Annotated in this window: 25 protein-coding genes and 1 pseudogene; 24 read left to right on the forward strand and 2 right to left on the reverse strand. The window is 45.5% G+C overall.

Going from position 1 to position 24,534, the window contains the following annotated elements; translation table 11 throughout:
• Positions 1-3: 3 nt before the first annotated feature.
• The 6 genes from hisD to hisIE are packed head-to-tail and all read left to right on the forward strand — an operon-like array spanning position 4 to position 4,699.
• On the forward strand, positions 4-1,278 hold the full coding sequence (gene hisD / locus ACH33_RS02265) for a histidinol dehydrogenase (protein ID WP_057900216.1): 1,275 nt from the start codon (positions 4-6) through the stop codon (positions 1,276-1,278).
• 14 nt (positions 1,279-1,292) lie between these two features.
• A complete protein-coding gene (hisB, locus tag ACH33_RS02270; RefSeq protein WP_057897545.1) occupies positions 1,293-1,877 on the forward strand; it encodes an imidazoleglycerol-phosphate dehydratase HisB in 585 nt (194 codons plus the stop codon).
• A complete protein-coding gene (gene hisH / locus ACH33_RS02275; RefSeq protein WP_057897546.1) occupies positions 1,877-2,500 on the forward strand; it encodes an imidazole glycerol phosphate synthase subunit HisH in 624 nt (207 codons plus the stop codon). The genes hisB and hisH overlap by 1 nt, the downstream gene beginning before the upstream one ends.
• A 26-nt stretch (positions 2,501-2,526) precedes the next feature.
• On the forward strand, positions 2,527-3,264 hold the full coding sequence (gene hisA, locus ACH33_RS02280) for a 1-(5-phosphoribosyl)-5-[(5-phosphoribosylamino)methylideneamino]imidazole-4-carboxamide isomerase (protein ID WP_057897547.1): 738 nt from the start codon (positions 2,527-2,529) through the stop codon (positions 3,262-3,264).
• A complete protein-coding gene (hisF, locus tag ACH33_RS02285; protein WP_057897548.1) occupies positions 3,265-4,062 on the forward strand; it encodes an imidazole glycerol phosphate synthase subunit HisF in 798 nt (265 codons plus the stop codon).
• On the forward strand, positions 4,043-4,699 hold the full coding sequence (gene hisIE / locus ACH33_RS02290; RefSeq protein WP_057897549.1) for a bifunctional phosphoribosyl-AMP cyclohydrolase/phosphoribosyl-ATP diphosphatase HisIE: 657 nt from the start codon (positions 4,043-4,045) through the stop codon (positions 4,697-4,699). The genes hisF and hisIE overlap by 20 nt, the downstream gene beginning before the upstream one ends.
• A 151-nt stretch (positions 4,700-4,850) precedes the next feature.
• Here hisIE and ACH33_RS02295 read toward each other — a convergent pair.
• Positions 4,851-5,510 (reverse strand): annotated as a pseudogene (locus ACH33_RS02295) (helix-turn-helix transcriptional regulator).
• Positions 5,511-5,748: 238 nt separating this feature from the next.
• Between ACH33_RS02295 and ACH33_RS02300 the strand changes: the two are divergent.
• The 8 genes from ACH33_RS02300 (at position 5,749) to ACH33_RS02335 (ending at position 13,841) form a co-directional block, all read left to right on the forward strand.
• On the forward strand, positions 5,749-7,449 hold the full coding sequence (locus tag ACH33_RS02300; RefSeq protein ID WP_057897550.1) for a tetratricopeptide repeat protein: 1,701 nt from the start codon (positions 5,749-5,751) through the stop codon (positions 7,447-7,449).
• A 223-nt stretch (positions 7,450-7,672) separates the two neighbouring features.
• Positions 7,673-8,632 (forward strand): thioredoxin-disulfide reductase, encoded by a 960-nt coding sequence (gene trxB, locus ACH33_RS02305; RefSeq protein WP_057897551.1) that lies wholly within the window; start codon positions 7,673-7,675, stop codon positions 8,630-8,632.
• 380 nt (positions 8,633-9,012) lie between these two features.
• Positions 9,013-9,411, forward strand: coding sequence for an IS200/IS605 family transposase (tnpA, locus tag ACH33_RS02310; protein ID WP_156423988.1), 399 nt, complete (start codon positions 9,013-9,015; stop codon positions 9,409-9,411).
• A gap of 11 nt (positions 9,412-9,422) precedes the next feature.
• Positions 9,423-10,529 (forward strand): RNA-guided endonuclease TnpB family protein, encoded by a 1,107-nt coding sequence (locus ACH33_RS02315; protein WP_057897553.1) that lies wholly within the window; start codon positions 9,423-9,425, stop codon positions 10,527-10,529.
• A gap of 171 nt (positions 10,530-10,700) precedes the next feature.
• Positions 10,701-11,585 (forward strand): RNase adapter RapZ, encoded by an 885-nt coding sequence (gene rapZ / locus ACH33_RS02320; RefSeq protein WP_057897554.1) that lies wholly within the window; start codon positions 10,701-10,703, stop codon positions 11,583-11,585.
• Positions 11,586-11,594: 9 nt separating this feature from the next.
• Entirely contained in the window at positions 11,595-12,560 is a 966-nt protein-coding gene (locus ACH33_RS02325; protein WP_057897555.1) for a gluconeogenesis factor YvcK family protein, read from the forward strand.
• Between the two features lie 12 nt (positions 12,561-12,572).
• A complete protein-coding gene (gene whiA, locus ACH33_RS02330; protein ID WP_057897556.1) occupies positions 12,573-13,514 on the forward strand; it encodes a DNA-binding protein WhiA in 942 nt (313 codons plus the stop codon).
• A gap of 66 nt (positions 13,515-13,580) precedes the next feature.
• Complete coding sequence (locus ACH33_RS02335; RefSeq protein ID WP_057897557.1) at positions 13,581-13,841, forward strand: HPr family phosphocarrier protein; 261 nt, start codon at positions 13,581-13,583, stop codon at positions 13,839-13,841.
• Between the two features lie 73 nt (positions 13,842-13,914).
• Here the strand turns inward: ACH33_RS02335 and clpP are convergent, their stop codons facing one another.
• Positions 13,915-14,520 (reverse strand): ATP-dependent Clp endopeptidase proteolytic subunit ClpP, encoded by a 606-nt coding sequence (clpP, locus tag ACH33_RS02340; RefSeq protein ID WP_057897558.1) that lies wholly within the window; start codon positions 14,518-14,520, stop codon positions 13,915-13,917.
• Between the two features lie 441 nt (positions 14,521-14,961).
• On the opposite strand from clpP, the gene ACH33_RS02345 reads away from it, so the two are divergent.
• The 10 genes from ACH33_RS02345 to gpmI all read left to right on the forward strand — a co-directional run bounded on the left by ACH33_RS02345 (position 14,962) and on the right by gpmI (position 24,521).
• A complete protein-coding gene (locus ACH33_RS02345; protein WP_057897559.1) occupies positions 14,962-15,204 on the forward strand; it encodes a hypothetical protein in 243 nt (80 codons plus the stop codon).
• Positions 15,205-15,238: 34 nt separating this feature from the next.
• Positions 15,239-16,081 carry an alpha/beta hydrolase family protein gene (locus ACH33_RS02350; RefSeq protein ID WP_162264988.1) on the forward strand — a complete coding sequence of 281 codons (843 nt, stop codon included), beginning with the start codon at positions 15,239-15,241 and terminating at the stop codon, positions 16,079-16,081.
• Positions 16,082-16,223: 142 nt separating this feature from the next.
• A complete protein-coding gene (locus tag ACH33_RS02355) occupies positions 16,224-16,556 on the forward strand; it encodes a DUF2325 domain-containing protein (RefSeq protein ID WP_057897561.1) in 333 nt (110 codons plus the stop codon).
• A gap of 305 nt (positions 16,557-16,861) precedes the next feature.
• Positions 16,862-18,265: an RNA polymerase factor sigma-54 gene (gene rpoN, locus ACH33_RS02360; protein ID WP_057897562.1), complete on the forward strand. Its 1,404-nt coding sequence runs from the start codon at positions 16,862-16,864 to the stop codon at positions 18,263-18,265.
• On the forward strand, positions 18,234-18,602 hold the full coding sequence (locus tag ACH33_RS02365) for a glutaredoxin family protein (protein ID WP_082705851.1): 369 nt from the start codon (positions 18,234-18,236) through the stop codon (positions 18,600-18,602). The genes rpoN and ACH33_RS02365 overlap by 32 nt, the downstream gene beginning before the upstream one ends.
• A 137-nt stretch (positions 18,603-18,739) precedes the next feature.
• Positions 18,740-19,777 (forward strand): sugar-binding transcriptional regulator, encoded by a 1,038-nt coding sequence (locus ACH33_RS02370; RefSeq protein ID WP_057897563.1) that lies wholly within the window; start codon positions 18,740-18,742, stop codon positions 19,775-19,777.
• Positions 19,778-19,823: 46 nt separating this feature from the next.
• Positions 19,824-20,828, forward strand: a complete 1,005-nt coding sequence (locus ACH33_RS02375) for an ArsJ-associated glyceraldehyde-3-phosphate dehydrogenase (protein WP_057897564.1) — start codon at positions 19,824-19,826, stop codon at positions 20,826-20,828.
• Between the two features lie 196 nt (positions 20,829-21,024).
• The gene (locus ACH33_RS02380; RefSeq protein WP_057897565.1) at positions 21,025-22,206 is read left to right on the forward strand and encodes a phosphoglycerate kinase; all 1,182 of its coding nucleotides are present in this window, start codon (positions 21,025-21,027) and stop codon (positions 22,204-22,206) included.
• Positions 22,207-22,221: 15 nt separating this feature from the next.
• Positions 22,222-22,983, forward strand: coding sequence for a triose-phosphate isomerase (gene tpiA / locus ACH33_RS02385; protein WP_057897566.1), 762 nt, complete (start codon positions 22,222-22,224; stop codon positions 22,981-22,983).
• A gap of 5 nt (positions 22,984-22,988) precedes the next feature.
• Positions 22,989-24,521: a 2,3-bisphosphoglycerate-independent phosphoglycerate mutase gene (gene gpmI / locus ACH33_RS02390; protein ID WP_057897567.1), complete on the forward strand. Its 1,533-nt coding sequence runs from the start codon at positions 22,989-22,991 to the stop codon at positions 24,519-24,521.
• The last annotated feature ends 13 nt before the right edge of the window (positions 24,522-24,534 follow it).

Consider the following 24,534-nt stretch of genomic DNA (forward strand, 5'->3'; position numbering starts at 1 on the left):
ATGATCAAGATCGTCGATGCGGCTGATTTTTCCACCCAACGCGATGTGGAGACGGGGACAGAGGCGCAGCGGGCCACGGTGCTGAAAATTCTCAAGGCGGTAAAAACGGAAGGAGATGCGGCGGTAATCCGCTTTACCGAGCAATTTGACCGCATCAAATTGGACACAATGAAAGTAACGGAAGAAGAATTTGTCCAGGCGGTTCGGCAAATCCGCCCGGAAGTACGTGAGGCTGTACGCGAAGCGGCCACCAATATTCGCGATTATCATAGCCGCCAAATGCGTCAGTCTTGGTTAACTACAAAAGAATCCGGCACGATGCTTGGACAGTTGATTCGGCCTCTTGCCCGTGTCGGTCTGTATGTGCCGGGTGGTACGGCCGCGTATCCATCATCCGTACTGATGAACGCGATTCCGGCACAGGTGGCTGGTGTAGAGGAAATCGCGATGGTAACTCCACCCGGTAAAGATGGCAAGATAAATCCAGGCGTGCTGGTTACGGCGTATGAACTGGGCGTTAAGGAAGTATACAAAGTGGGTGGCGCTCAGGCGATTGCCGCTTTAACATACGGAACGGAAACGATCAAACCGGTAGATAAAATCGTCGGTCCGGGCAATATTTATGTTGCGCTGGCCAAGCGCGAGGTATTTGGTCTCGTGGATATCGACATGGTGGCGGGGCCGAGCGAGATTGTCGTGCTGGCGGATGAAACAGCGAATCCGGCATATGTGGCGGCCGACTTATTGTCCCAGGCTGAACACGATACAATGGCTTCCGCCGTCCTTGTGACCGCTTGTCCGCAGCTAGCGGAAGCGGTACGACAGGAAGTGGAGCGGCAATTGGCCGAACTTCCGCGCAGAGAGATTGCGGAAGCGTCCATTCGGGATTACGGTGCGATTTGCGTGGTGGAAAGCCTGGAACAAGGACTGGAGGTTGTCAACCGACTCGCTCCGGAGCATCTGGAACTGATGGTGAAAGATCCTATGGCATACATCGGAAAAGTCAGGAATGCCGGTGCGATTTTTCTGGGAGCGTATAGCTCTGAACCGGTCGGCGATTACTTTGCAGGACCGAACCACGTATTGCCGACAAATGGAACGGCGCGTTTTTCTTCGCCGTTGAACGTGGATGATTTTCTCAAAAAATCAAGCATAATTGCTTATAGCCGGGAGGATTTGCTGGCGAACGGTCGTAAGATTGTAGCGCTGGCTCGCCAGGAGGGACTGGAAGCGCACGCGCGGGCGATCCAGATGCGATTGGATAATGAAGGAGAATAGGGGGAGTAACAGCTATGCGTCGGGCAGCAATTGAACGAAAAACAAACGAAACGGATATTAAACTTTCTTTTAATATAGATGGAGAAGGGGAGACGGAACTTAAAACCGGTGTCCCGTTTCTTGAACATATGCTTGATTTGTTTACGAAGCACGGTCATTTCGATTTAATGGTGGACGCTAAAGGGGATATTGAAATCGACTACCATCACACGGTGGAAGATATTGCGATTTGCCTTGGTCAGGCGTTTCGCGAAGCACTGGGCGATAAAAAAGGCATCAAACGCTATAGCAGCGTGTTTGTGCCAATGGATGAGGCGCTTGGCCAGGTGATTGTCGACATTAGTAACCGTCCGCATTTGGAATACCGCGCTCAGTTTCCGTCTACCAATGTTGGCAATTTCCAGGTGGAGCTTTTTCATGAATTTTTCTGGAAGCTGGCGCTTGAAGCGCGCATTACGCTGCATATTATTGTGCATTACGGACACAATACGCACCATATGATTGAAGCGGTGTTTAAGGCGCTCGGTCGCGCGTTGGATGAAGCAACAGCGATTGATCCGCGGGTAAAAGGTGTTCCGTCGACGAAGGGGATGTTATAGTGATTGCAATCATTGATTATGGCATGGGCAATTTGCATAGCGTTAGCAAAGCGATAGAACGTCTTGGCTACAGGTATGAATTTGTGTCGGACGTAGAAGCTCTTTCGCATGCGGAAGGCGCCATTCTTCCAGGAGTGGGGGCCTTTGGTGACGCGATGAAAAATTTGCGGGAGCGCGGTCTCGTGGAGCCGATTCGTGATCTGGCGGCGAATGGCAAGCCGTTGCTTGGCATTTGCCTCGGTATGCAACTGCTATTTGACATGAGCACCGAGCACGGCGAGCATGAAGGACTTGGCATTCTGCCGGGACGCGTGGAACGTTTTCAGGGCGATTATAAAATTCCGCATATGGGCTGGAACAAGCTTACATTTTTGCAGGCTAACCCGATTTTTGCAGGCGTACCCGAAGGATATGTCTATTTCGTGCATTCATATTTTCTGCAGCCGACGAAGGAGAACCGTTCTGTTCTGCTCGCGACAGCGGATTATTATCAGGAAGTACCTGCAGTAGTCGGAAAAGGAAACGTGTATGGCATGCAGTTTCATCCGGAAAAAAGCGGAGCGGTTGGCATGAAACTGCTTGAGAATTTCACGAAGATGTGCAAAACAGCGCGTGTAAAGTAAGCAGGCAACAGAGAGGGAGTGGGGAGATGGATTTCATTATTTATCCGGCGATTGATATTCGGGGTGGCAAGTGCGTGCGCTTGCTGCAAGGCGATTACAATAAAGAAACGGTGTATGGCGATTCGCCGGTTGAGATAGCAAAGCAGTGGGCGGCCCAGGGAGCAGAATGGATTCATCTAGTTGATCTAGATGGCGCAAAAGCAGGTAAACCGATAAATGACGAAATCGTATTAGAAATTGCCCGCAAGCTTGATGTTCCGGTGCAAGTCGGCGGGGGATTGAGGCGCATGGAAGACGTCGAGCAGTATATTGCAGGCGGTGTGAGCCGGGTGATTCTTGGTACGGCAGCGATTCAGGATGAGCCGTTTACTGAGCAAGTACTAACCAGGTACGGTGACAAAGTGGCGATTGGCATTGATGCCAGAGACGGTTATGTGGCGACACACGGTTGGTTGAAGACATCAGAAGTGATGGCAGAAGAATTGGCCAAAGCGCTTATAGCTAAAGGGGCAGCAACCTTTATTTATACAGATATTTCCCGCGATGGTACGCTTGAGGGGCCGAATACAGAAGCAATTGTACGACTGGCGCGTGCAACCGGGAAGAATGTGATCGCGTCCGGAGGCGTGAGCCGAGAGGAAGATCTGCTTGAATTGGCTCGTTATGCAAAGGATGGTGTGGGGGGCGCCATCGTCGGTAAAGCATTATATACGGAGCGAGTACAATTGCCGCAGGCACTGAAACGGATCGGGGAGGTAGTCTAAATGCTCGCGAAACGAATTATTCCTTGCTTGGATGTAAAAGAAGGGCGCGTCGTCAAAGGCGTCAGCTTTGTGAATCTGCGTGATGCGGGTGATCCGGTGGAACTGGCAAGGCGTTACAGTGAAGAAGGAGCGGACGAACTTGTTTTTCTTGACATTTCAGCTTCACATGAAGGGCGAGAGACGATGGTGGGGGTTGTTGAGAATACGGCTGCAAATGTAACCATCCCGTTTACAGTAGGGGGCGGCATTAATACGGTGGACGATATGCGTCGTTTGCTTCGTGCCGGAGCCGACAAAGTTTCTGTTAATACGGCGGCGGTTAAGCGTCCGGAACTGGTGCGCGAAGGTGCAGAGATATTCGGGAGTCAATGCATTGTAGTGGCAATTGACGCTAAAGCGCGTGAGGATGGCGATGGCTGGGAAGTGTATACGCACGGTGGGCGCCAAGCAACCGGTATTGACGCGGTAGAATGGGCGAAACAGGTCGAAGAATTGGGTGCAGGGGAAATTTTGTTAACTAGTATGGATTGTGACGGACAAAAGGATGGTTTCGCACTGGAGCTTACGCGCGCAGTATCTGAAGCGGTTCGTATCCCTGTCATTGCTTCGGGTGGCGCCGGAGCAAAGCAGCATTTTTACGACGCATTCGTGAAAGGAAAAGCGGATGCGGCGCTCGCTGCTTCCATTTTTCACTACAAAGAAACCTCCATTAAAGAAGTAAAACAGTATCTGTGCGAGAGAGACATCGAGATACGTTTGGTAGAGGAGACGGTAGTACATGAACATAAATCATGTTAAGTTTGACGATCGTGGTTTAATCCCGGCGATTGTGCAGGACGCGCAGAGCAAAGAAGTGCTTACGCTCGCCTATATGAACAAAGAGTCGCTACAGAAGACACTGGAAACAAGGGAGACATGGTTCTTCAGCCGTTCGCGCCAGGAGTTGTGGCACAAGGGGGCTACGTCAGGGAATGTGCAGAAAGTGGTGGACGTGTTGTATGATTGCGACAGTGACGCGCTGGTTGTCAAAGTGATTCCTGCGGGTCCCGCCTGTCATAAAAACGTGTATTCCTGTTTTAGCGATTCTCTGCTTGGCGAAGAAGCAGGTGTAGCCGAAAATTCGCCTGCTGATGAGAAGGAAGTCAAGAATCGTTTTGCTATCATTAACCGTCTGGAAACGTTAATTGCGACTCGTGAAGCGGAAATGCCGGAAGGTTCTTACACAACATACCTGTTCACGGAAGGTGTGGACAAGATTTTGAAGAAGGTTGGCGAAGAAGCGAGCGAAGTGATTATCGCGGCGAAAAACCGCAGTCATGATGAACTGCGATATGAAGCGGCCGATTTACTGTTTCATTTGCTTGTGCTGCTTCGTGAGCAGAAACTGCCGTTTGATGCGGTACTTCAAGAATTGGAGAAACGTCACGCGAGGTAATGCAATAAGAAGTAATCAAGGGATAATAAATTTTAGAAAAGAGGCTGTCCCCATGACTTTGAGACAGCCTCTTTTATTTATAAGGAGTTTGTTGACCCCCACGATAAAGAAAAACAATTTTATTTTTTTCATCCTTTTTTTGGCTCCTTTGCTACAAGATACGCTTAAATTCCTCTTCAAACGATAAATTGACTGGTTCATCTAAAAGATGACTGCAAAATTCTAAATTTGTAGTTGGTACATTTTCATCTACTTCCTCAAACGTAACGTGCTCGATTCAAACATGCCCTTTACCGTTAAGTAAAACACCGAAAGAAATCGTCGCACTATTTTCAGGTACATCTAATACAATTGAGTAACGGTTCCAATTCGTTGTTTTCGTAATCGGGCGGTTTGACATATTATCAAATTGGAGAATATCATCGGAGGCGTTGTCAACTCTCCTCCATAATCCACAAAACCCTTCAACAGTTTCTGTTTTAATAAAGGCCGATAATTTGAGGCGCTTCCCTTTGTATTTATTTGCTTTAAATGATGGCATCATAGTAGCGAATTGATCTTGTGATTCGAAGCGATGCAGGTGAGCGATATCCAGAATACGTTCTTTTGTATAAAGCAACATACTGGCAGCGTTCGTAATTCTTCTTCGTATATAATCCGCGACCGTCATCCCTACTTCTTTTTGAAAAATTCGATGGAAATGGTACATCGAAAATCCGACCTCGCCAGAAACGCATTCTAGAGACAACTCCTCTTGTAAATGATCTTCTATAAATTTGATCGCTTTTTGAATTTCTGTATCGTAAACCATTTTCTCATCCCCTTGCTGCTAAATTTAGCATAGCAAATGCCGCAAAAAAAATTTGACTTTTTTTGCGGCATTTTTGAACGGAAGCACTGCTCCCCCTATCTTTTAAGGGGAGTGGTGTTTTTTGTTTTCTAAGGAGGTACAAAAAACCATTCGTTTGCTCCGGGCGTTTGTTCTATAGAGAAGGCTATCTTAAGTGTGGTATACTTAAACAATAAGGAAGATAAATTTGGAGGGACATATGGCCAAGCAGCAATATGCGCCGAAAAAGAAGGGCAAAATTGTTCCGATTCATATGGATGCAGATTTCTATTACGAGTGGGCAATGCGCTATCTTGATAAGCTTAATTTTCAAAAAGCTCTTCGCTATTTGCGAAAGGCGGTTGAAATTGAGCCGAACAATCCAGATTATTATTGCAGTATGGCTGGCATATTGGCTGAACTCGGCAAATATGAAGAGTCCAATCGGATTCTTTGGCATGTGCTCGACGAAGTCGACCCCTCACTTGATGAATGTTATTTTTATCTTGCCAGCAACTATGCCAATATGATGGAATTCGAACTGGCTGAACAATATATCTTGAAATATTTACAAAGTTTTCCTGAACCGATTTATGCGGAAGAAGCGGAAGACTTACGGGAATATATCGAATTTCATTTACAGGATAGACCTCGTCAATCAGAAAGTGATACCAGCCTTGAAGTTGTGTTTCAACATGATCGCGCGCGCCGTTTGCTGGAAGAGGGACGGTTTAACGAAGCGGCTCGCTTATTGCTTTCGATCATTAAAGGGCATCCTGACTTTATTGCGGCACGCAATAATTTAGCGCTTTGTTATTACTATATGGGACGGTTTGAAAAAGCAATGGAAACCGTTCAGCAGGTGTTGGAAGAGGATCCATGCAATATTCATGGCCTGTGCAATCTAGCCGTTTTTTATTCTCATTTGCGCAATCAGGAAAAGCTGGAACAATTATTAGCTGTTCTAAAAAAGATCATACCTTATCATTTTGATCTCGCATACAAACTAGCGACCACTCTTGGGATTCTGGGCGAAGACGAAGCGGCTTACTTTCTGTTCCGCAAGATGGTTCCCCGCACAGGACAGGGCGACTTATATATACTGCATTATACTGCAGTAGCCGCTTACAATACGGGAAGGATAGGCGAGGCCGAATCTTTATGGAAAAAAGTCGAGCGCATTGATCCGTCCGAAAAGGTGGCACCTTATTATTTAAGGCAGATACAACAGCGTAAGATCGGCGGTCAAGCGATTTCGGAAGCTTCGTACCATTATCAGCTTCCATTTCATGATACGTTTCCGTTTGGAAGTATAGAGACGTCGTCTGATGAAATTAACCAGGAGTGGAAGCGGAATCCGTTGCTTCGCTCTTCGCTTCTCTGGGCGCTTCGCTTTGGCGATCGCGATACGAAATTTCAAGTTATTCAAGCGTTCGCTTATATTGCGGACAGTGAAGTAGAAGAAGCGCTGCGGGGATTCTTAATGAATCCGGTGGAAGACGACTATTTGAAAAAATTAGTCATTTTCGTTCTTCGTAAAATGGGAGCGGAACAACCATACAAGGCCATTATTAATCAGCAGACAAGAATTATTGATTTTCGGTTGCGATCAATAGTACCTGTTTGGACGGAAAAGTGGCAGGAAGTTGCCGAGTGCTTGCGTGTTCATATGCAGGACAGGTATGACGTGCTGGAACAGCAGGAAGCCCAAATGCTGTGGATAGATTATATCGGAAAAACATATCCGAACGTGCCGACGATTCGTAAAAAAGAAGCATGGGCCGCGTCGTTAGAATACGTCATTGCTCGGCGGTACAATTACGCGATCACGCAAGAAGAAGTCGCGGCTCGCTACGGTGTCTCTGCTGCTTCCTTGGCGCGTAATTATAAGTTAATCACCGCTGTATGTACATTGCCTTAAATAGAGAGAGACAAAATTCTGTAAAGACCCCGGTACATACCGGGGTGTATTTGTATATATTATGAGGATGATAAGAAGATCAAAACATCGAAAGTGACGCATTATAGACAATTTATTTATTTAGAGTTATTATAAATAAAGATTTTAAATCGAATTTTTTCGATGAAGGCGAGTATCTCCTCTACTGTTGAGGTAAGATATAGGTAACTAGGAGGTAGGAAGCATGAGCCAAGAAAAAATTTATGACGTTATTATTGCTGGAGCGGGTCCTGCAGGCATGACAGCTGCCGTGTATACTTCTCGTGCCAACATGAGTACATTGATGATTGAGCGAGGAATTCCAGGCGGGCAGATGGCAAATACCGAAGAAATTGAAAACTATCCTGGCTTTGAATCGATCCTTGGTCCGGATCTTTCCACTAAAATGTTTGAACATGCAAAAAAATTTGGAGCTGAATATCAATACGGCGACATTAAGGAGATTGTAGACGGTTATCCGTATAAAGTAGTGAAAGTGGGAGACAAAGAATTTAAAGCGAAGTCTGTTATTGTAGCAACCGGAGCAGAACACCGTGAACTGGGCGTTCCGGGCGAGAAAGAATTCTCCGGCCGCGGCGTTTCATATTGCGCGGTATGTGACGGCGCATTCTTCCGCGGAAAAGAGCTTGTCGTTGTCGGCGGCGGTGATTCCGCAGTAGAAGAAGGGGTCTTCCTCACGCGTTTTGCGACAAAGGTGACGATCATTCACCGCCGCGACCAGCTTCGCGCGCAAAAAATTCTGCAGAAACGCGCGTTTGAAAACGAAAAAATCCAGTTTATCTGGGATACGGAAGTAAAAGAAATCCGCGGTGATGGAACTGTCAAATCCGTGTTGCTGCATAATAAGAAAACGGGTGAAGAAACTGAATTCAAAACGGACGGTGTCTTCATCTACGTAGGTATGGATCCGCTTTCTAGCGCGGTGAAAAACCTGGGTATTACCAACGAAGCGGGATATATCGAAACCGATGAGCGCATGGCAACACGGGTACCAGGTATTTTCGCTGCCGGCGATGTACGCGAAAAAACGCTACGCCAGGTCGTAACTGCGACAGGCGACGGCGCTGATGCGGCCCTGTCTGCCCAACATTATGTGGAAGAATTGAACGAAAAGCTGCACGAAGAGTCTAAAGTAAGCCATTGACAAACGGTCATAAATTTTTAATAGCGTTGTAACGTTGTTGAAACATAATAGGTATATATTGAAGATAATTAATTGACCCCTTTTATAATTAAGAACCCTTGGCGCAGACGGACGAGTCTGCGTTCTTTTTTTGTGGGGAGGAAAAACTGGTAACGCGTTTACCTGTGAATTTTTCTTAGCACAACATGCAGCGTTTCTATTTTGTCTTACCGGATAGGATATGTTTTAGTTTTCCTCCGAGAGAAGTCTCCCACTTCTAAACGTGAAGGTGCTTTCGTCACCAGTGAAAGTGGGAGATGAATTTCGGTTAGGCGTAGCCTAAAGTTGGTTCTTTATTTTGTTGTGATATAATCAGTCTTAGATAAATAAAAGGCTGTTGTATCAATGAAATTAATAATAATCATTCGATGTTCTCATTATATTATCATCTTGTTCTGGTCGTGAAATATCGTAGAAAAGTGATTGACGATACCATATCTGACTATGTGAAAGATATGGTTGTTCGATTGGGTGAAAATTATAATATTTCCTTAGTTGAATGGAATCATGATATTGACCATGTGCATATTTTGTTCAAAGCACATCCAAATACTGAAATGTCAAAGTTCATCAACGCTTATAAAAGCGCAAGTTCTCGACTTATCAAAAAGCATTTTCCACAAGTAAAAAGAAAACTTTGGAAAGAGTATTTTTGGTCAAGAAGCTTTTGCTTGCTTACAACGGGTGGTGCGCCCATTGAAGTGATAAAGCAGTATATAGAAAATCAAGGGATGAAGTGAGGTGATTCGATATGGCAAACAAAGCATATAAATTTCGTCTGTACCCAACGCAAGAACAAGAACAACTTCTTGCAAAAACCTTCGGTTGTGTCCGCTTCGTCTACAATAAAATGTTGGCTGAATGGAAGGAAACATATGAACAATTCAAGGATGACAAAGAAGCCTTGAAAAAGCAAAAATTCCCCACTCCTGCTAAGTACAAAGAGGAGTTTGCATGGCTCAAAGAAGTCGATAGCCTTGCGTTAGCAAATGCTCAACTCAATTTGCAAAAGGCATACCAAAACTTTTTCTTTGGTCGTGCTGAATTTCCTAAGTTCAAAAGCCGTAAGGCGAGACAGTCCTATACAACGAATGTAGTCAACGGAAACATCATGCTGTTGGATGGCTATATCAAATTACCGAAACTCAAACTTGTCAAAATCAAACAACATCGAGATATTCCATCCCATCACGTTATCAAGTCATGCACCGTTTCTCGAACAAAAACAGGAAAATACTATGTTTCTATTCTTACAGAATATGAACATCAACCTGTGCAAAAAGAAATAAAAGCTGTTGTTGGTTTAGATTTTTCTATGAATGGCTTATTTGTCGATAGCGAAGAAGGTAAGACAGCCAATTACCCTCGTTTCTATTGCCAAGCCTTGGAAAAATTAGCCAAGGAACAGCATGTCTTGTCACGCAGGAAGAAAGGGTCTAATCGTTGGAACAGACAACGATTGAAGGTAGCGAAGCTACACGAAAAGATTGCAAACCAACGTAAGGACTTTCTTCATAAGGAATCACATAAATTAGCGAAACGGTATGACTGCGTGGTTATCGAAGACCTCAACATGAAAGGAATGTCACAAGCCCTGAATTTCGGCAAAAGCGTTGCGGACAATGCATGGGGGATGTTTACGACATTTCTCCAATATAAGTTAGAGGATCAAGGAAAGAAGCTTATCAAAATAGATAAGTGGTTTCCATCATCCAAAACATGCTCTTGTTGCGGTCAAGTAAAGGAATCTCTATCTCTGTCTGAGCGCACCTTTCGCTGTGAATGTGGTTTTGTGGCAAACAGGGACTGGAATGCTGCTACCAATATCAAAAATGAAGGATTGCGACTGTTAGCATAACTATAAATAGAGCATGGAACAGGCTTGATAGCTAAGTAAATTTCGTACCGTTAGGTACGATTACCTTAGAAGCCCCACCTCTAAATGAAGCGTAGGTGGCGGGTAGTTCACTTAAAGAAAAAGGCGACTATACAGTAAAGGATAACTTGTGGGTAGGATGTGAATAGCAGAATGGAAAAACAAGTGAAAGGGCATGAGATCAACTTGCTGATTATTACTGGCATGTCTGGTGCGGGAAAAACGGTAGCCATTCAAAGGCTGGAGGATTTAGGTTTTTTTTGTGTTGATAATTTGCCGCCGGTGCTCCTTCCGAAATTCGCCGAGCTGATTGATCAATCCGGTGGCCGTATCCAGAAGGTGGCTCTTGTTATCGATCTGCGCGGACGGGAATTTTTCGATGCGCTTGCTGAATCGTTAGAACGTATTCAGGAAATGGAGAATATAACATATCAAATCATCTTTTTGGATGCAAGTGACCAGACGCTTGTGCAGCGCTATAAAGAAACGCGTCGTAACCACCCGCTTGCGCCGAATGGTTTGCCGCTGGACGGCATCCAAGCAGAACGTCGCCTGTTAGAAGAGATTAAAGGGCTTGCAAATTTGGTTATTGATACAACATATTTAAAACCTGTATTATTGAAGGAAAAAATAAGCCAAATTTTTAGCCAGATAAGCCGGAATTTGACGATCATTATCCAGTCTTTTGGTTTTAAATTTGGGATTCCAATCGATGCCGATCTCGTATTCGATGTTCGTTTTTTGCCTAACCCGCACTATGTGGAAACGTTGCGGCCGAAAACAGGAAAATATGCGGAAGTATCGGATTACGTGTTTAAGTGGGATGTTTCGCAAGATTTTTTGACGAAATTGACCGATTTTCTTGACTTTACGCTTCCGCACTACCAGCAAGAAGGAAAAAGCCAGCTTGTCATCGGCATAGGATGTACCGGGGGCAAGCACCGTTCTGTGGCTATTGCCGAGTACTTGGGCCAGCGTTACCAGGATCAATATAATGTCCGTGTAAATCATCGGGATATAGAGAGAGGTCGCTCATAGAGGTGTAGAATGAAAAAACATAAAGAAAAACCCCGTGTAGTAGTGATTGGGGGAGGAACAGGACTGCCCGTTCTGCTCCGCGGCTTAAAAAATCAACCGGTTGATATTACCGCTATTGTGACGGTGGCGGATGATGGAGGAAGCTCGGGCCGGCTGCGCTCTGAACTCAGAATGCCTCCGCCAGGAGATGTACGGAATGTGTTAATCGCGCTGGCGGATACGGAGCCATTGCTGGAAAGTTTACTGCAGCATCGATTCGTGAATGGAAACGGACTCGCCGGACATTCAATCGGTAATCTGCTCATCGCGGCGCTTACCGAAATTAGCGGAGGCGATTTTGTAAGCGCAATTGAACAACTAAGCAAAGTGCTTGCAGTGCGTGGCCGGGTACTTCCGACTGCTAACCATTCCATTGTGCTTCACGCCGAAATGCAGGACGGAACGGTTGTATCTGGTGAATCCATTATTCCCAAAGCAGGGAAGCGAATTAAACGCGTATTTATTGATGAAGGCGCAAAACCGCTTCCGGAGGCGATTCAGGCGCTAAAGGAGGCGGATGCGATTATTATTGGACCTGGTAGCTTGTATACGAGCGTATTGCCAAATTTACTGGTGCCGGGAATTGTGGAAGCTATCCGTGAAAGCCGAGCCATAAAGGCTTACATTTGCAATGTAATGACTCAGCCAGGAGAAACGGATGGCTATACAGCGGAGGATCATATTCAGGCGATTCATGATCATGTCGGCAATTCTTTATTCCAGTATATTATTGTGAATAATGGAAAAATTAGTGATGAAGTACTGGCCATGTACGCGGAGAAGGGTGCCGCACCGGTCATTTACTCGGAAGAAAAGCTGACTGCCAAAGGATACCGCGTTATCGCCGACAATCTGCTTGTATACGACAAATTTTTGCGCCATAATGCTGCTAAGCTCAGCAAAATTATTATGAACGTAATCGGTGTGAAGAAATGAGGTGGTGGCGGCATGTCTTTTGCTGCACAAGCGAAGAAAGAATTAACACAATTGGAAGGTTATGATTGTTGCAACAGAGCGGAGCTGACCGCTTTAATCCGAATGAATGGTTCGTTGCAGTTTGGCGGAAAGCGCTTTGTGCTTGATGTATCTACAGAAAATGCGGCGATTGCGCGCCGCATTTATTCGCTTGTCAAAAAGATGTTTCATATTCATGCGGAGTTGTTAGTTCGAAAAAAGATGAGACTGAAAAAAAACAATGTTTATATCGTCCGGATTCCGCAGCGAGCGCGGGAGATTCTCGAAGAACTCGGCATTATGGTCGACGGCACGTTTCACTACGGTATTTCACCCGACATTATAAAACATGAGTGTTGTAAACGTGCATATTTACGCGGCGCTTTTTTAGCCGGAGGTTCGGTGAATCATCCGGAAGCGTCGAGCTACCATCTTGAGATTTTTTCGGCTCATCAAGAGCATTGCGAAGATTTGGTTAAGCTGGCGAATTATTTCGGATTGAACGCGCGGAGTATTGAGCGGAAAAAAGGGTATATTATGTATATTAAAGAGGGCGAAAAAATCGCCGACTTCTTACGTATTATTGAAGCGCAACAAGCACTGTTTTTCTTTGAAGACGTGCGCATTGTCAAGGAAATGAAAAACTCCGCGAACCGATTAAACAATTGCGATATGGCGAATTTAAACAAAACGGTGGCGGCAGCTATGCAGCAAATTGAAAATATTATGCTTATTGATAAGTATATTGGTATTGAAAATTTGCCGGACAGGCTGCGCGAAGTGGCAGAACTCCGCCTTAAATATCGGGATATGAACCTGGCCGAATTGGGCGAAATGGTTCCGAGTGGCAAAGTAAGCAAATCCGGTATTAACCATCGTTTACGAAAAATTAATGAAATCGCAGCTAAATTAAGAGAAAATGAAGCAAAACTATAAGAATAACCTCAGTGATCATGGTATAATAAAACAAATTCAGTTTGATAGAGGGTGAGGAATCATACTATGCACGCTCAGCAAAGCGTTGTAGTTAAATTAAAAACAGGACTTCAAGCACGACCCGCTGCTTTTTTCGTTCAGGAAGCAAACCGTTACGCTGCAGACATATTTATCGAACGGGATAATAAAAAGGTAAATGCGAAGAGCATTATGGGCGTAATGAGTCTTGCGGTTGGAAGTGGCGCAGAAATCACCATTAGTGCCGAAGGTTCTGATGCGGAAGAAGCAGTGAAAAGCCTTGTGCAGATGGTACAACGTGAAGAATAGTATAAAGTTTGACTGAAAAAAGCCAGAAGCATCTTGTCAGGAGATGCTTCTGGCTTTTTTCCTTACCTTATATTTAGGATAGGTTAGGCTCTTTCTTTCCGATGCTGTCGATAACATCGTCGATGAGACCATATTCCTTTGCCTCTTCGGCAGACATGAAGAAGTCGCGATCTGTATCCTTTTCTACACGCTCCAGCGGTTGGCCAGAACGCTCGGAGATAATTTGGTTCAAACGATCGCGCATCTTCAGGATGCGGGTAGCGGCGATCTGAATGTCAGAAGCCTGACCTTGCGCGCCGCCTAGTGGTTGATGAATCATCACTTCACTATTCGGGAGGGCGAAGCGTTTGCCCGGAGCACCAGCTGTGAGAAGGAAGGCGCCCATAGAAGCTGCCATTCCCACGCAGATGGTAGATACATCTGGTTTAATGTATTGCATGGTGTCATAAATCGCCATGCCGGCGGTAATGGAACCACCTGGGCTATTAATATACAGGCTAATATCTTTATCAGGGTCTTCAGCGGCCAAGAAGAGAAGCTGGGCCACGACGCTATTCGCTACCTGATCGTTGATTGGAGTGCCAAGGAAAATAATCCGGTCTTTCAAAAGACGAGAATAAATATCATATGCTCTTTCACCACGATTCGTCTGCTCGATAACTGTAGGAATTAAGTTCACTGGTACTTCCTCCTCTCTTCATTCTATAAATATATAGTACAATAAAGGTCAAAAAAGGTCAAATAAAAACCTTGGTACTATACTCTTCTCTTCAGTTATATGCTTTTTTTCTGGAATTTAATCAACATAAACGGATGATTTATAAATATTTCAGTTTAGAAGGAAATGCCGCTGGCAACCGAGTTTACGGGAAGAGGGGAAAGTTTGAGGGGATTCTGAAGGGTAGAACACGATTGAATGTAAGGGGGGATTTGTGTAATCTTTAGGGAACTTTTGTCGAAAAGGAGACATATTATAATAAAATGTGTGATAATAAATAAAATTTTGCATATGTATCTGTTTGTGTTTATTTATGAGAGAGCAGGATAGATGGAAGGTGATGTTTATACAACAAATTCATATCATAGTTTCAAGTTATACATCTTGAAAGGAGTTATATTTATGATGCAATATGATAAATATATTGGAAAAATGATACAATTAACATATAGCGATTTGGACGGAGAGTTGGTGTGTGTGGTCGGTCATATTCTTTATACTCTGAAAAATCGTGCTTTCGTCTTCGAAACGGCGGAAGAAGGGAGACAGCTTATCGTGTATAATCGGCATGTGCTCGATATTAAGGAAGTAAGCACGCCACCTGCTTTTACCGCTCCGGAAATCGCTCCAGATAACTTCGCTTAACTATTCAGAAAGCGAAATGTGGGAGGAGAGCGCGTTGAAACAATCGTTTACGCTGATACGGGAAGAAAATTTAACGATTCGCGGCGATGTTTTTATCAGCGATGAAACAAAAGAATTTGACAAAAAGCCGGTTGTTATTATTTGTCATGGCTTTAAAGGATTTAAAGACTGGGGGATGTTCCCGCGTATGGGCGAGTATTTCGCCGCTCAGGGATTTGTCGCCATTACGTTTAACTTTTCTGGAAACGGTATAGGCAAGGATCTGGTGAATTTTACCGAGCTTGAAAAATTTGGGCGTAATACGTATCAACAGGAACTGAACGATCTTGATTTTCTCGTTCAGCAGGTGAAGCGGGGTACGCTTCCGCTAGCCGAGCATATGAACCCGCGCCGTATAGGCATCATGGGCCACAGCAAAGGTGGCGGTGATACGATTTTATATGCGTCTGCTCATCCGGAGAATGTGCAGGTTATTGTGACATGGAACGGGATCGCTCATGTTGATATTTTTGGCCCTGAAGTGCGAAAACAAGTGGAAGAAAAAGGAGTAGGTTATGTCATTAACGGAAGAACAGGCCAGCAGATGCCAATTGAAAAAGTGGTACTGGACGATATTGAAGTGAACGCTCGCCAGTATGACTTACTCAATTGCGTGGCTCATCTTGACATACCGCTGCTTATCGTGCAGGGGCGAGAAGATTTCGACCATCTTGTCAAAGGAGCATACAGTCTGAAAAAGCATGCAAAAAACGCAACGCTTCATTGGATAGAAGGTGCTGGGCATACGTTCAATATGGTGCATCCACATAAAGAGGATACTCCGCAGTTTCTTGAAGCACTTGATGTTACAACGAAATTCTTTAAAGAGCATTTATAACAGCGGAAGATAATAAGACGAGACGGCAAAGGGGAGCCGTCTCGTTTTTTCCTTAAATAAACTTAATTGATATTGATAATCTTTATCAAATATATTATGATAAAAAAAACAGAAGTGTTCATAACAGGAGGAGGGACAGAAGATGGCGTACGTTGTAATTGGAGCGGATCGACTTGGAAATATTAATGCTTTACTAGAAGAGAAACTGGATGGGGAATTGATTCATGTTTCAGGAAGAAAGAAAAAGGACCAAGCCTATTCATTGCCGCAAATGGTCAAGGGAGTGATTGTATTTACCGATTACATAAACCATAACTTGGCTAAACGGGTAAAAGCGGACGCCAAGAAACGGAACGTCCCGATCGTGTTTGCGAAACGCTCTGTCAGCCATCTGGAGTGTAGCCTGGAGCAAATGATGGCATGCCAAAAAGAGGGTTGTGATCGTTCTTGTGCTTATAAGCGTTCGCTTCATTGAACGGCACAGAGCAACCACGATATGGTTGCAAAGAAGAGTGGCAAATAATAAAGAACGAAAAACATCCGAGAACGTGATGAAATATCTAAAAGAGCGGGAGCGCAAAGCTTTGCGCTCTTTTTCTTTGTATACTTATGTTATGAAGCAGTCAACATAATTGCCATATAAGTAAGGAAGATAAAGAGGAAATATGCCCCGCGCCCCATTTTTGTAATTGGCAGGATTTTTGCTAGCGAAATTTGTTGAGAATTGTTATATAATAATGAATAAGAGAAAAAGTTTCACAGAAAAGAAGGTGATGCCAGATGCAAATGGGGTTCGGTTTGTATCAGCAACAGACGTTGAAGTTAGTCATGACGCCTGAGTTGCGTCAGGCAATAACCATTCTTCAGTACTCGGCTGTCGATTTGCTTGAATTCCTGCGGCAACAGGTTACAGAGAACCCGATTCTTGACATGTCGGAACGGCACCGGGAACTAACGACGACGGACATAGCTATAGAGAAAAAGAAAAATAATCATGATGATATTGATTGGAAAGATTATGCTCGTGCCAATGCAACAGGAGACGAGACGTATTACCAAAAAAGTATGGGAACAGCACAGGACTATGATCCGTTTAATTTTATTTCGGCAGGCGGAACTACGCTGGAGGAGAACTTGCTTGAGCAAGTGGCAATGCTTAAAGATGTGACGCCAGTCGAAAAACGGATTTTGAATTTTTTAATTGGTAACCTTAATGAAAGCGGTTACTTAACGATTTCAGAGGCGGAGGCAGCGGACATTCTTAATACGAATGTCGAAAAGATTGAAGAAATGATCTCGCTTTTGCAAACGTTGGAACCTGTTGGTATAGGTGCGCGCTCACTTGCGGAATGTTTATTGCTTCAGTTAAAGGCAAAGCCGGAAGAGAATACGCTGGCAATGGCTATCGTAGAACACCATCTTGAAGATTTGGCAGAAAAGCGCTATCAGAAAATTGCTTCTTCCCTGAAGGTTACACCGCAAGAGGTACAGCAGGCGGCAGACTATTTGCGCACGTTGAATCCGCGCCCAGGTGCGGAATTCGCTCAGGGGACACCCCGTTATATCGTGCCGGACGTAACGGTAGAGAAAGTCGAAGATGAGTATGTGGTCATGGTTAATGAAAGCAGCACCCCGAATTTGACGATTAACCGCTTTTATCAGCGGATGCTGCAAAAAGATGAAGTAGACACAGTGCAGCGCTATATCCAGGATAAGCTAAATTCCGCACTTTGGTTGATTCGTAGCATCGAGCAACGGCGCATGACATTGTACAAAGTCACACAGGCCATTGTTGAAGAGCAGCGAGACTTTTTCGAAAAAGGGCCGTCCGGACTGAAACCGATGACGTTGCGCGACATCGCGGAGAAGGTCGGACTGCATGAGTCGACCATCAGCCGCGCAACCAGCAACAAATATGTGCAAACGCCGCGCGGGCTGTTCGAGCTAAAGTATTTCTTTACCACTGGCCTGAACAGGGTGGATGGAGGAGCAGCTTCTTCTGTTCTCAGTATTAAAGAAAAAATCAAGGCTTTGATTGACGCAGAAGACAAGAAAAAGCCGCTCTCTGACCAGAAGATTACCGATATTCTCGTGAAGGAAGGAATTGAAATCTCACGTCGTACCGTGGCAAAATACCGCGAAGAGATGAATATTGATTCTTCATCGAAAAGAAAGCGTTTTTAACAAATCTTGCGCCAGAATTTCTTCGCTTCTGGCGATGGGAGCGTTTGCTGGCAAAGGAGTAAGGGATATGGGGATGGAAACACCTTTTCGCATTAAGATTTACACGAGAGAAGGCTGCGAAAGATGTGATAAGGCAAAAGAGAAGGTTGAGCGAGTGGCGAGAGATTATCCCATCGAACTTGAGATGGTGGACATTGCAGATAATCCGGCTCTCGAAGAAACATATGGCCAGTTGATCCCTGTGGTACATATCAACGGGGAAAAGGTCTTTGTTTCCAAAGTAACGGAGTTATGGTTACGTCGGGAACTGGCACTTCGTTCCACAAAGCATGCTTGAAAGAGAAGGAAAGTTTTGATAAAATGAAGTTGAATAAAAAATGCCTGTGCATTGACAGGCATTCTTTTATAACATTTGTGGGACGAAAAATATCTATTAGGGACATTTTTTGTCCCTATAATCTAAAGGTGGAAAGCGTGATAGAGACGAATTGGCCTTCTCTGCTTCAACGGATGGCCCCCGAGGCAATGGTCATCGTTGAGAACCGATACAAAATTTTACGTCAAATTCGGCTTTTGCAGCCGGTCGGAAGGCGTGCGCTTGCCGAAGTCATGCAGAGCACGGAAAGGATAATCCGGCGTGAAGTGGAATTTCTTCGCGAGCAACGTTTAATTGATTTGAACCGTGCCGGCATGTTTGTAACTCCGGATGGCGAAAGCATGATTGAAGGGTTTCAGTCATTCTGGAAAGAAGTAGGCGGAATCAACCAACTGGAAATGGCGGCGGCGCATCGTTTAGCGGTACGCCAAGTTGTTATCGTGCCTGGCGATGCGGATGAAAGCGATTGGGTTAAAGATGATCTGGCCCGACAGGCTGCGCAAGAACTGATTCGCCTTCTTGATGACGATAAGATTGTAGCGGTCGCGGGAGGAAGTACGATGGCGCGGGTGGCCCGCCATGTGCAACCTACCCACACTGAAAATGTTATTCTTGTTCCTGCGCGCGGCGCACTGGGCGAAGAGGTGGAGTTGGAGTCGAATACTGTAACCGCACAAATGGCGCGCAATCTGGGAGCTTCCTATCGTTTGCTTTATTTGCCAGATATTATACAGCAGGAGACGCTCCAGAATGTACAGCGCGATCCCGTGATTTCAGACGTACTTGATTTAATTCACAGGGCAAGCATTCTTGTGCATGGGATTGGAGCAGCAGAAGAAATGGCGCGCCGGCGCGGTTTGGATGAAGAAATTGTTCGTATACTAAAAGAACGAAAGGCTGTATCCGAAGTGTTCGGATATTATTTTAATGGCCCAGGTGAGATGGTGTACCGCATGAACACTGTAGGCATGCGGATGGAGAATGTGAACAAACTGGATACGGTGCTTGCGATCGCTGGCGGTAAAAGTAAGGCAAAAGCGATTCTGTCGTATATAAGAAAGCGCAGCAATTATTTGCTTGTTACCGATGAGGCGGCAGCGAGAGAGATGTTTATTCTTTTGGGAAAAGAGGAATAAGCGTTTTCTTTAGAAGGCGCTTGAAATATGACAAGGAGGATAAAGTATGGTGAAAATAGGGATTAATGGTTTTGGACGCATTGGACGTAACGTATTGCGGGTAGCCTTGCAAAACCCTGAAGTGGAAGTTGTAGGGATTAATGACTTAACAGATGCTGCAACGTTAGCTCATCTTTTTAAGTACGATTCCGTGCATGGAACGTATCATCAGAATGTACGGGCAGAAGATAATGCTATTGTTATCGGTGATCATAGCATAAAAGTATCCGCTGAACGTGATCCGGCAAAGTTGCCGTGGAAAGAGTGGGGCGTGGATATTGTTGTAGAATCGACCGGCCGCTTTACAAAGCGTGAAGATGCAGCAAAGCACCTAGAAGCCGGCGCGAAAAAAGTCATAATTTCCGCCCCTGCGAAAAACGAGGATATTACCATTGTGCTGGGTGTAAATGAAGGAACATACGATCCGGAAAAACATCATGTAATCTCTAATGCGTCTTGCACTACGAACTGTTTGGCTCCGCTCGCGAAAGTATTGCACAGAAAGTTCGGCATTCGACGCGGTCTAATGACTACAGTACATTCTTACACAAACGATCAGCAAATTCTTGATTTGCCGCATAAAGATATGCGCCGTGCCCGCGCTGCCGGCATGTCCATCATTCCGACAACGACTGGCGCCGCGCGTGCCGTTGCGCTTGTGTTGCCTGAACTGAAAGGCAAATTAAATGGTTTTGCGATGCGTGTGCCCACTCCGAACGTATCTGTAGTAGACCTTGTGGCTGAGCTTGATAAAAATGTAACAGTGGAAGAAGTGAATCAAGCGCTGAAAGCCGCTTCCGAAAACGAACTGGAAGGTATCCTTGGTTATTCTGAAGAGCCGCTCGTGTCGCGTGATTACAACGGTGATCCACGCTCTTCCATCATCGACGCGTTGTCCACGATGGTAATCGAGGACAATATGGTCAAAGTAGTATCTTGGTATGACAATGAATGGGGCTATTCAAACCGTGTGGTTGATTTAGTGAATTATGTTGCCCAAAAAGGATTTTAAAAGATAAAAAGTATGTTTGATTTTGTGAATTGTGTTGCAAAAAAAGGTGCCTAGCGGCTAAAATATAATCGGTTATGAAAAGGGGGAGGGAATAGGTGGATATTCTCCTCCTTTTTTCTTAACGGCTAAGAAAAGATAAATAGCGAAAAATATACAGATATCATTGGGTTTGATGGAAAAGAGGAGGGTACTGTATATGAATAAGAAGTCCGTTCGCGACGTTGATGTAAGAGGGAAGCGTGTGTTCTGCCGTTTTGATTTCAATGTTCCGATGGAAGAGGGAAGGATTACGGATGATACAAGAATTCGTGCGGCATTGCCGACGATTGAGTACCTTGTGCAAAACGGCGCACGCATTATTATGGCAAGCCATCTCGGCCGCCCGAAAGGAAAAGTAGTGGAAGAATTGCGTTTAAACGCTGTGGCAGAGCGCCTGTCTCAACTGCTTGGCCAGCCGGTTAAAAAAATGGATGAGGTTTATAGCGAGGCTGTGAAAGCGGAAGCCGAAAATTTGAATGACGGTGAAGTTATGCTGCTTGAGAACGTTCGCTTTCATCCGGGCGAAGAGAAAAATGACGAAGAACTGTCCAGGCAATTTGCATCGCTGGCAGATTTATTTGTCAATGACGCATTCGGCACGGCGCACCGTGCACACGCTTCGACAGCAGGCGTCGCCAATTACATTGAAGGTGTAGCCGGTTTTCTCATGGAAAAAGAGATTGAATTCTTAGGCAAAGCGATTTCCCAGCCGGAACGCCCGTTTACCGCGATTATCGGCGGGGCGAAAGTGAAGGATAAGATCGGCGTCATTGAAAACTTACTGGAGAAAGTAGATAATTTAATTGTAGGTGGCGGCCTATCCAACACATTTATTAAAGCAAAAGGGTACGATGTCGGAAGCTCGCTTCTTGAAGAAGAAAAAGTAGAGCTTGCGAAGTCTTTCATGGAGCAGGCTGAGCAAAAGGGCGTTACATTTCTGATTCCGGTCGATGTTGTAGTAGCGGATGCATTCGCAAACGATGCTAACACGAAAATCGTAGATGTAGACGCGATTCCGGAGGGATGGCAGGCGCTTGATATCGGACCGAAAACGATAGAACGCTACAGAGAAGCAATTCTCGGATCCAAGACGGTCGTATGGAACGGCCCGATGGGTGTATTCGAAATGAATACGTTCGCGGAAGGAACAAACGCGATCGCCCGCGCGCTGAAAGAAGTGAACGGAACGACGATTATTGGCGGCGGTGATTCTGTGGCCGCGGTAGAAAAGGCGGGCGTGACGGAAGCGATGACTCATATTTCAACAGGCGGCGGAGCTTCGCTTGAATTCATGGAAGGCAAAGAACTTCCGGGCGTAGCTGTGCTGGCTGATAAGTAAGGAGTTGACACACTCATGCAAAGAACCCCTATTATTGCTGGGAACTGGAAAATGCATAAAACGATACAGGAGGCGCGCGATTTCGCCCGTGCGGTACGCTCTTTTCTGCCGGGAGGAAAAGTGGAAACGGTTATTTGCGCTCCGTTCACTGCATTGGCCGCGCTGGTGGAAGAATTGCACAATTATCCGGCCGCAATCGGGGCGCAGAATGTTCACTGGGAAGAGTCCGGTGCTTATACCGGAGAAATAAGTCCTGGTATGCTTGTCGAAATTGGAGTGAAGTATGTGATTATCGGGCATTCAGAGCGCCGGGAATATTTTGCTGAAACGGATGAGACGGTAAACCGGAAAGCAAAAGCCGCGTTTGCCCATGGTTTACTTCCTATTGTTTGCGTTGGGGAAAACTTGGAACAGCGCGAAAGCGGAAAAACGAAGGAACTGGTGCGCGATCAGGTTATCCGTGCGGTTGAAGGACTGTCGAGCGAACAGGCGAAGCAACTTGTCATCGCGTATGAACCGGTTTGGGCGATTGGCACCGGCAAATCTTCTTCAGCAGAAGACGCACAGGAAGTGATCGCTTTTATCCGCAGCATGGTAGAGGATGCGTTTGACAGTCAAGTCGCCTCGCAAGTACGCATTCAGTATGGGGGCTCGGTAAAGCCTGACAACATTATGGCCTATTTGGAACAGCCGGATATTGATGGCGCGCTCGTTGGAGGCGCAAGTCTAGCTCCGGATTCATTCCTGCAATTGGTAGAAGCGGTTAGGAGGCAATGAGGAATATGAATCGACCGAAACCAGTAGCGCTTATCATTATGGACGGGTTCGGATACAGGGAAGAGGAGTACGGAAACGCTATCAAGCAGGCGAACACTCCAAACTTTGATAAATACTGGAATGAATATCCACATACATTGCTTGGTGCAAGTGGCCTTGCGGTCGGGCTTCCGGAAGGACAAATGGGAAACTCGGAAGTCGGACACCTTAATCTTGGCGCAGGTCGTGTCGTGTATCAGGATTTAACACGCGTAACGAAAGATATTCAAGAAGGACAATTTTTCAAAAATGAAACATTATTGAAAGCTATTCAACACGCCAAAGAGAATAACACCGACCTGCATCTGTACGGTCTTGTGTCAGATGGCGGCGTACACAGTCATATTGAGCACCTGTTTGCATTATTGAGAATGGCGAAACAAGAAAATTTGGATCGCGTTTATATTCATGCGTTCCTGGATGGACGCGATGTGGCCCCTGACAGCGCAGTGATGTATATCCAGCAGCTTCAGGACAAAATCAAAGAATACGGCGTAGGCCGCATTGCGACGGTACAAGGGCGCTATTACGCAATGGATCGCGATAGACGCTGGGAGCGTACGGAGAAATCATACCGTGCTATGGTATATGCGGAAGGTCCGAAATATACCGATCCGATTGAAGCGGTGCAAGAATCTTATGAGCGAAGCGTATACGATGAATTTGTCATGCCAACCGTTATTACTAATGCTGACGGTACGCCAGTGGCGACAGTGAAAGACAATGACAGTGTGATTTTCTTTAATTTCCGCCCGGATCGGGCCATTCAGCTGTCGCAAGTCTTTACCAACGAAGATTTTCGCGGATTTGATCGTGGTGACAAGCGACCGAAGAATTTGTTCTACGTCTGCATGACAAAATTCAGCGAGACGGTGGGCGGTTATGTGGCCTACAAGCCGACTGATCTGGATAATACGCTGGGCGAAGTACTGTCGCAGCATAATCTGCGCCAATTGCGTATCGCTGAGACGGAGAAATACCCACATGTTACATTCTTCTTCAGCGGTGGGCGCGAAGCCGAGTTCGAAGGTGAAAAGCGAATTTTGATTAACTCGCCAAAAGTGGCGACATACGATTTAAAGCCGGAGATGAGCGCGTATGAAGTGACCGAAGCCCTTTTGAAGGAGATTGAGGCGGATACGCATGATGTCATTATTTTGAACTTTGCCAACTGTGATATGGTTGGTCACTCTGGCATGATGGAGCCGACTATTAAAGCGGTCGAAACCGTGGACGAATGCATGGGCAGGGTTGTGGAAGCCGTCCTTGCAAAAGGCGGGGTAGCGCTTGTGACTGCCGATCACGGCAACGCGGATTTGATGCTGGATGAGGAAGGCAATCCGGTGACTTCGCACAGCACGTATCCGGTACCATTTATCCTGACGAAAAAAGGCGTGGAATTGCGTGAAGGCGGCGTTCTTGCCGATATTTCGCCGACCATTTTAAAATTATTGGGTATTGAACAACCTAAAGAAATGACGGGAAAACCTTTATATTAAGATATACATACAT

It is taken from the genome of Aneurinibacillus sp. XH2 (assembly GCF_001439585.2).
GTDB lineage: Bacteria > Bacillota > Bacilli > Aneurinibacillales > Aneurinibacillaceae > Aneurinibacillus > Aneurinibacillus thermoaerophilus.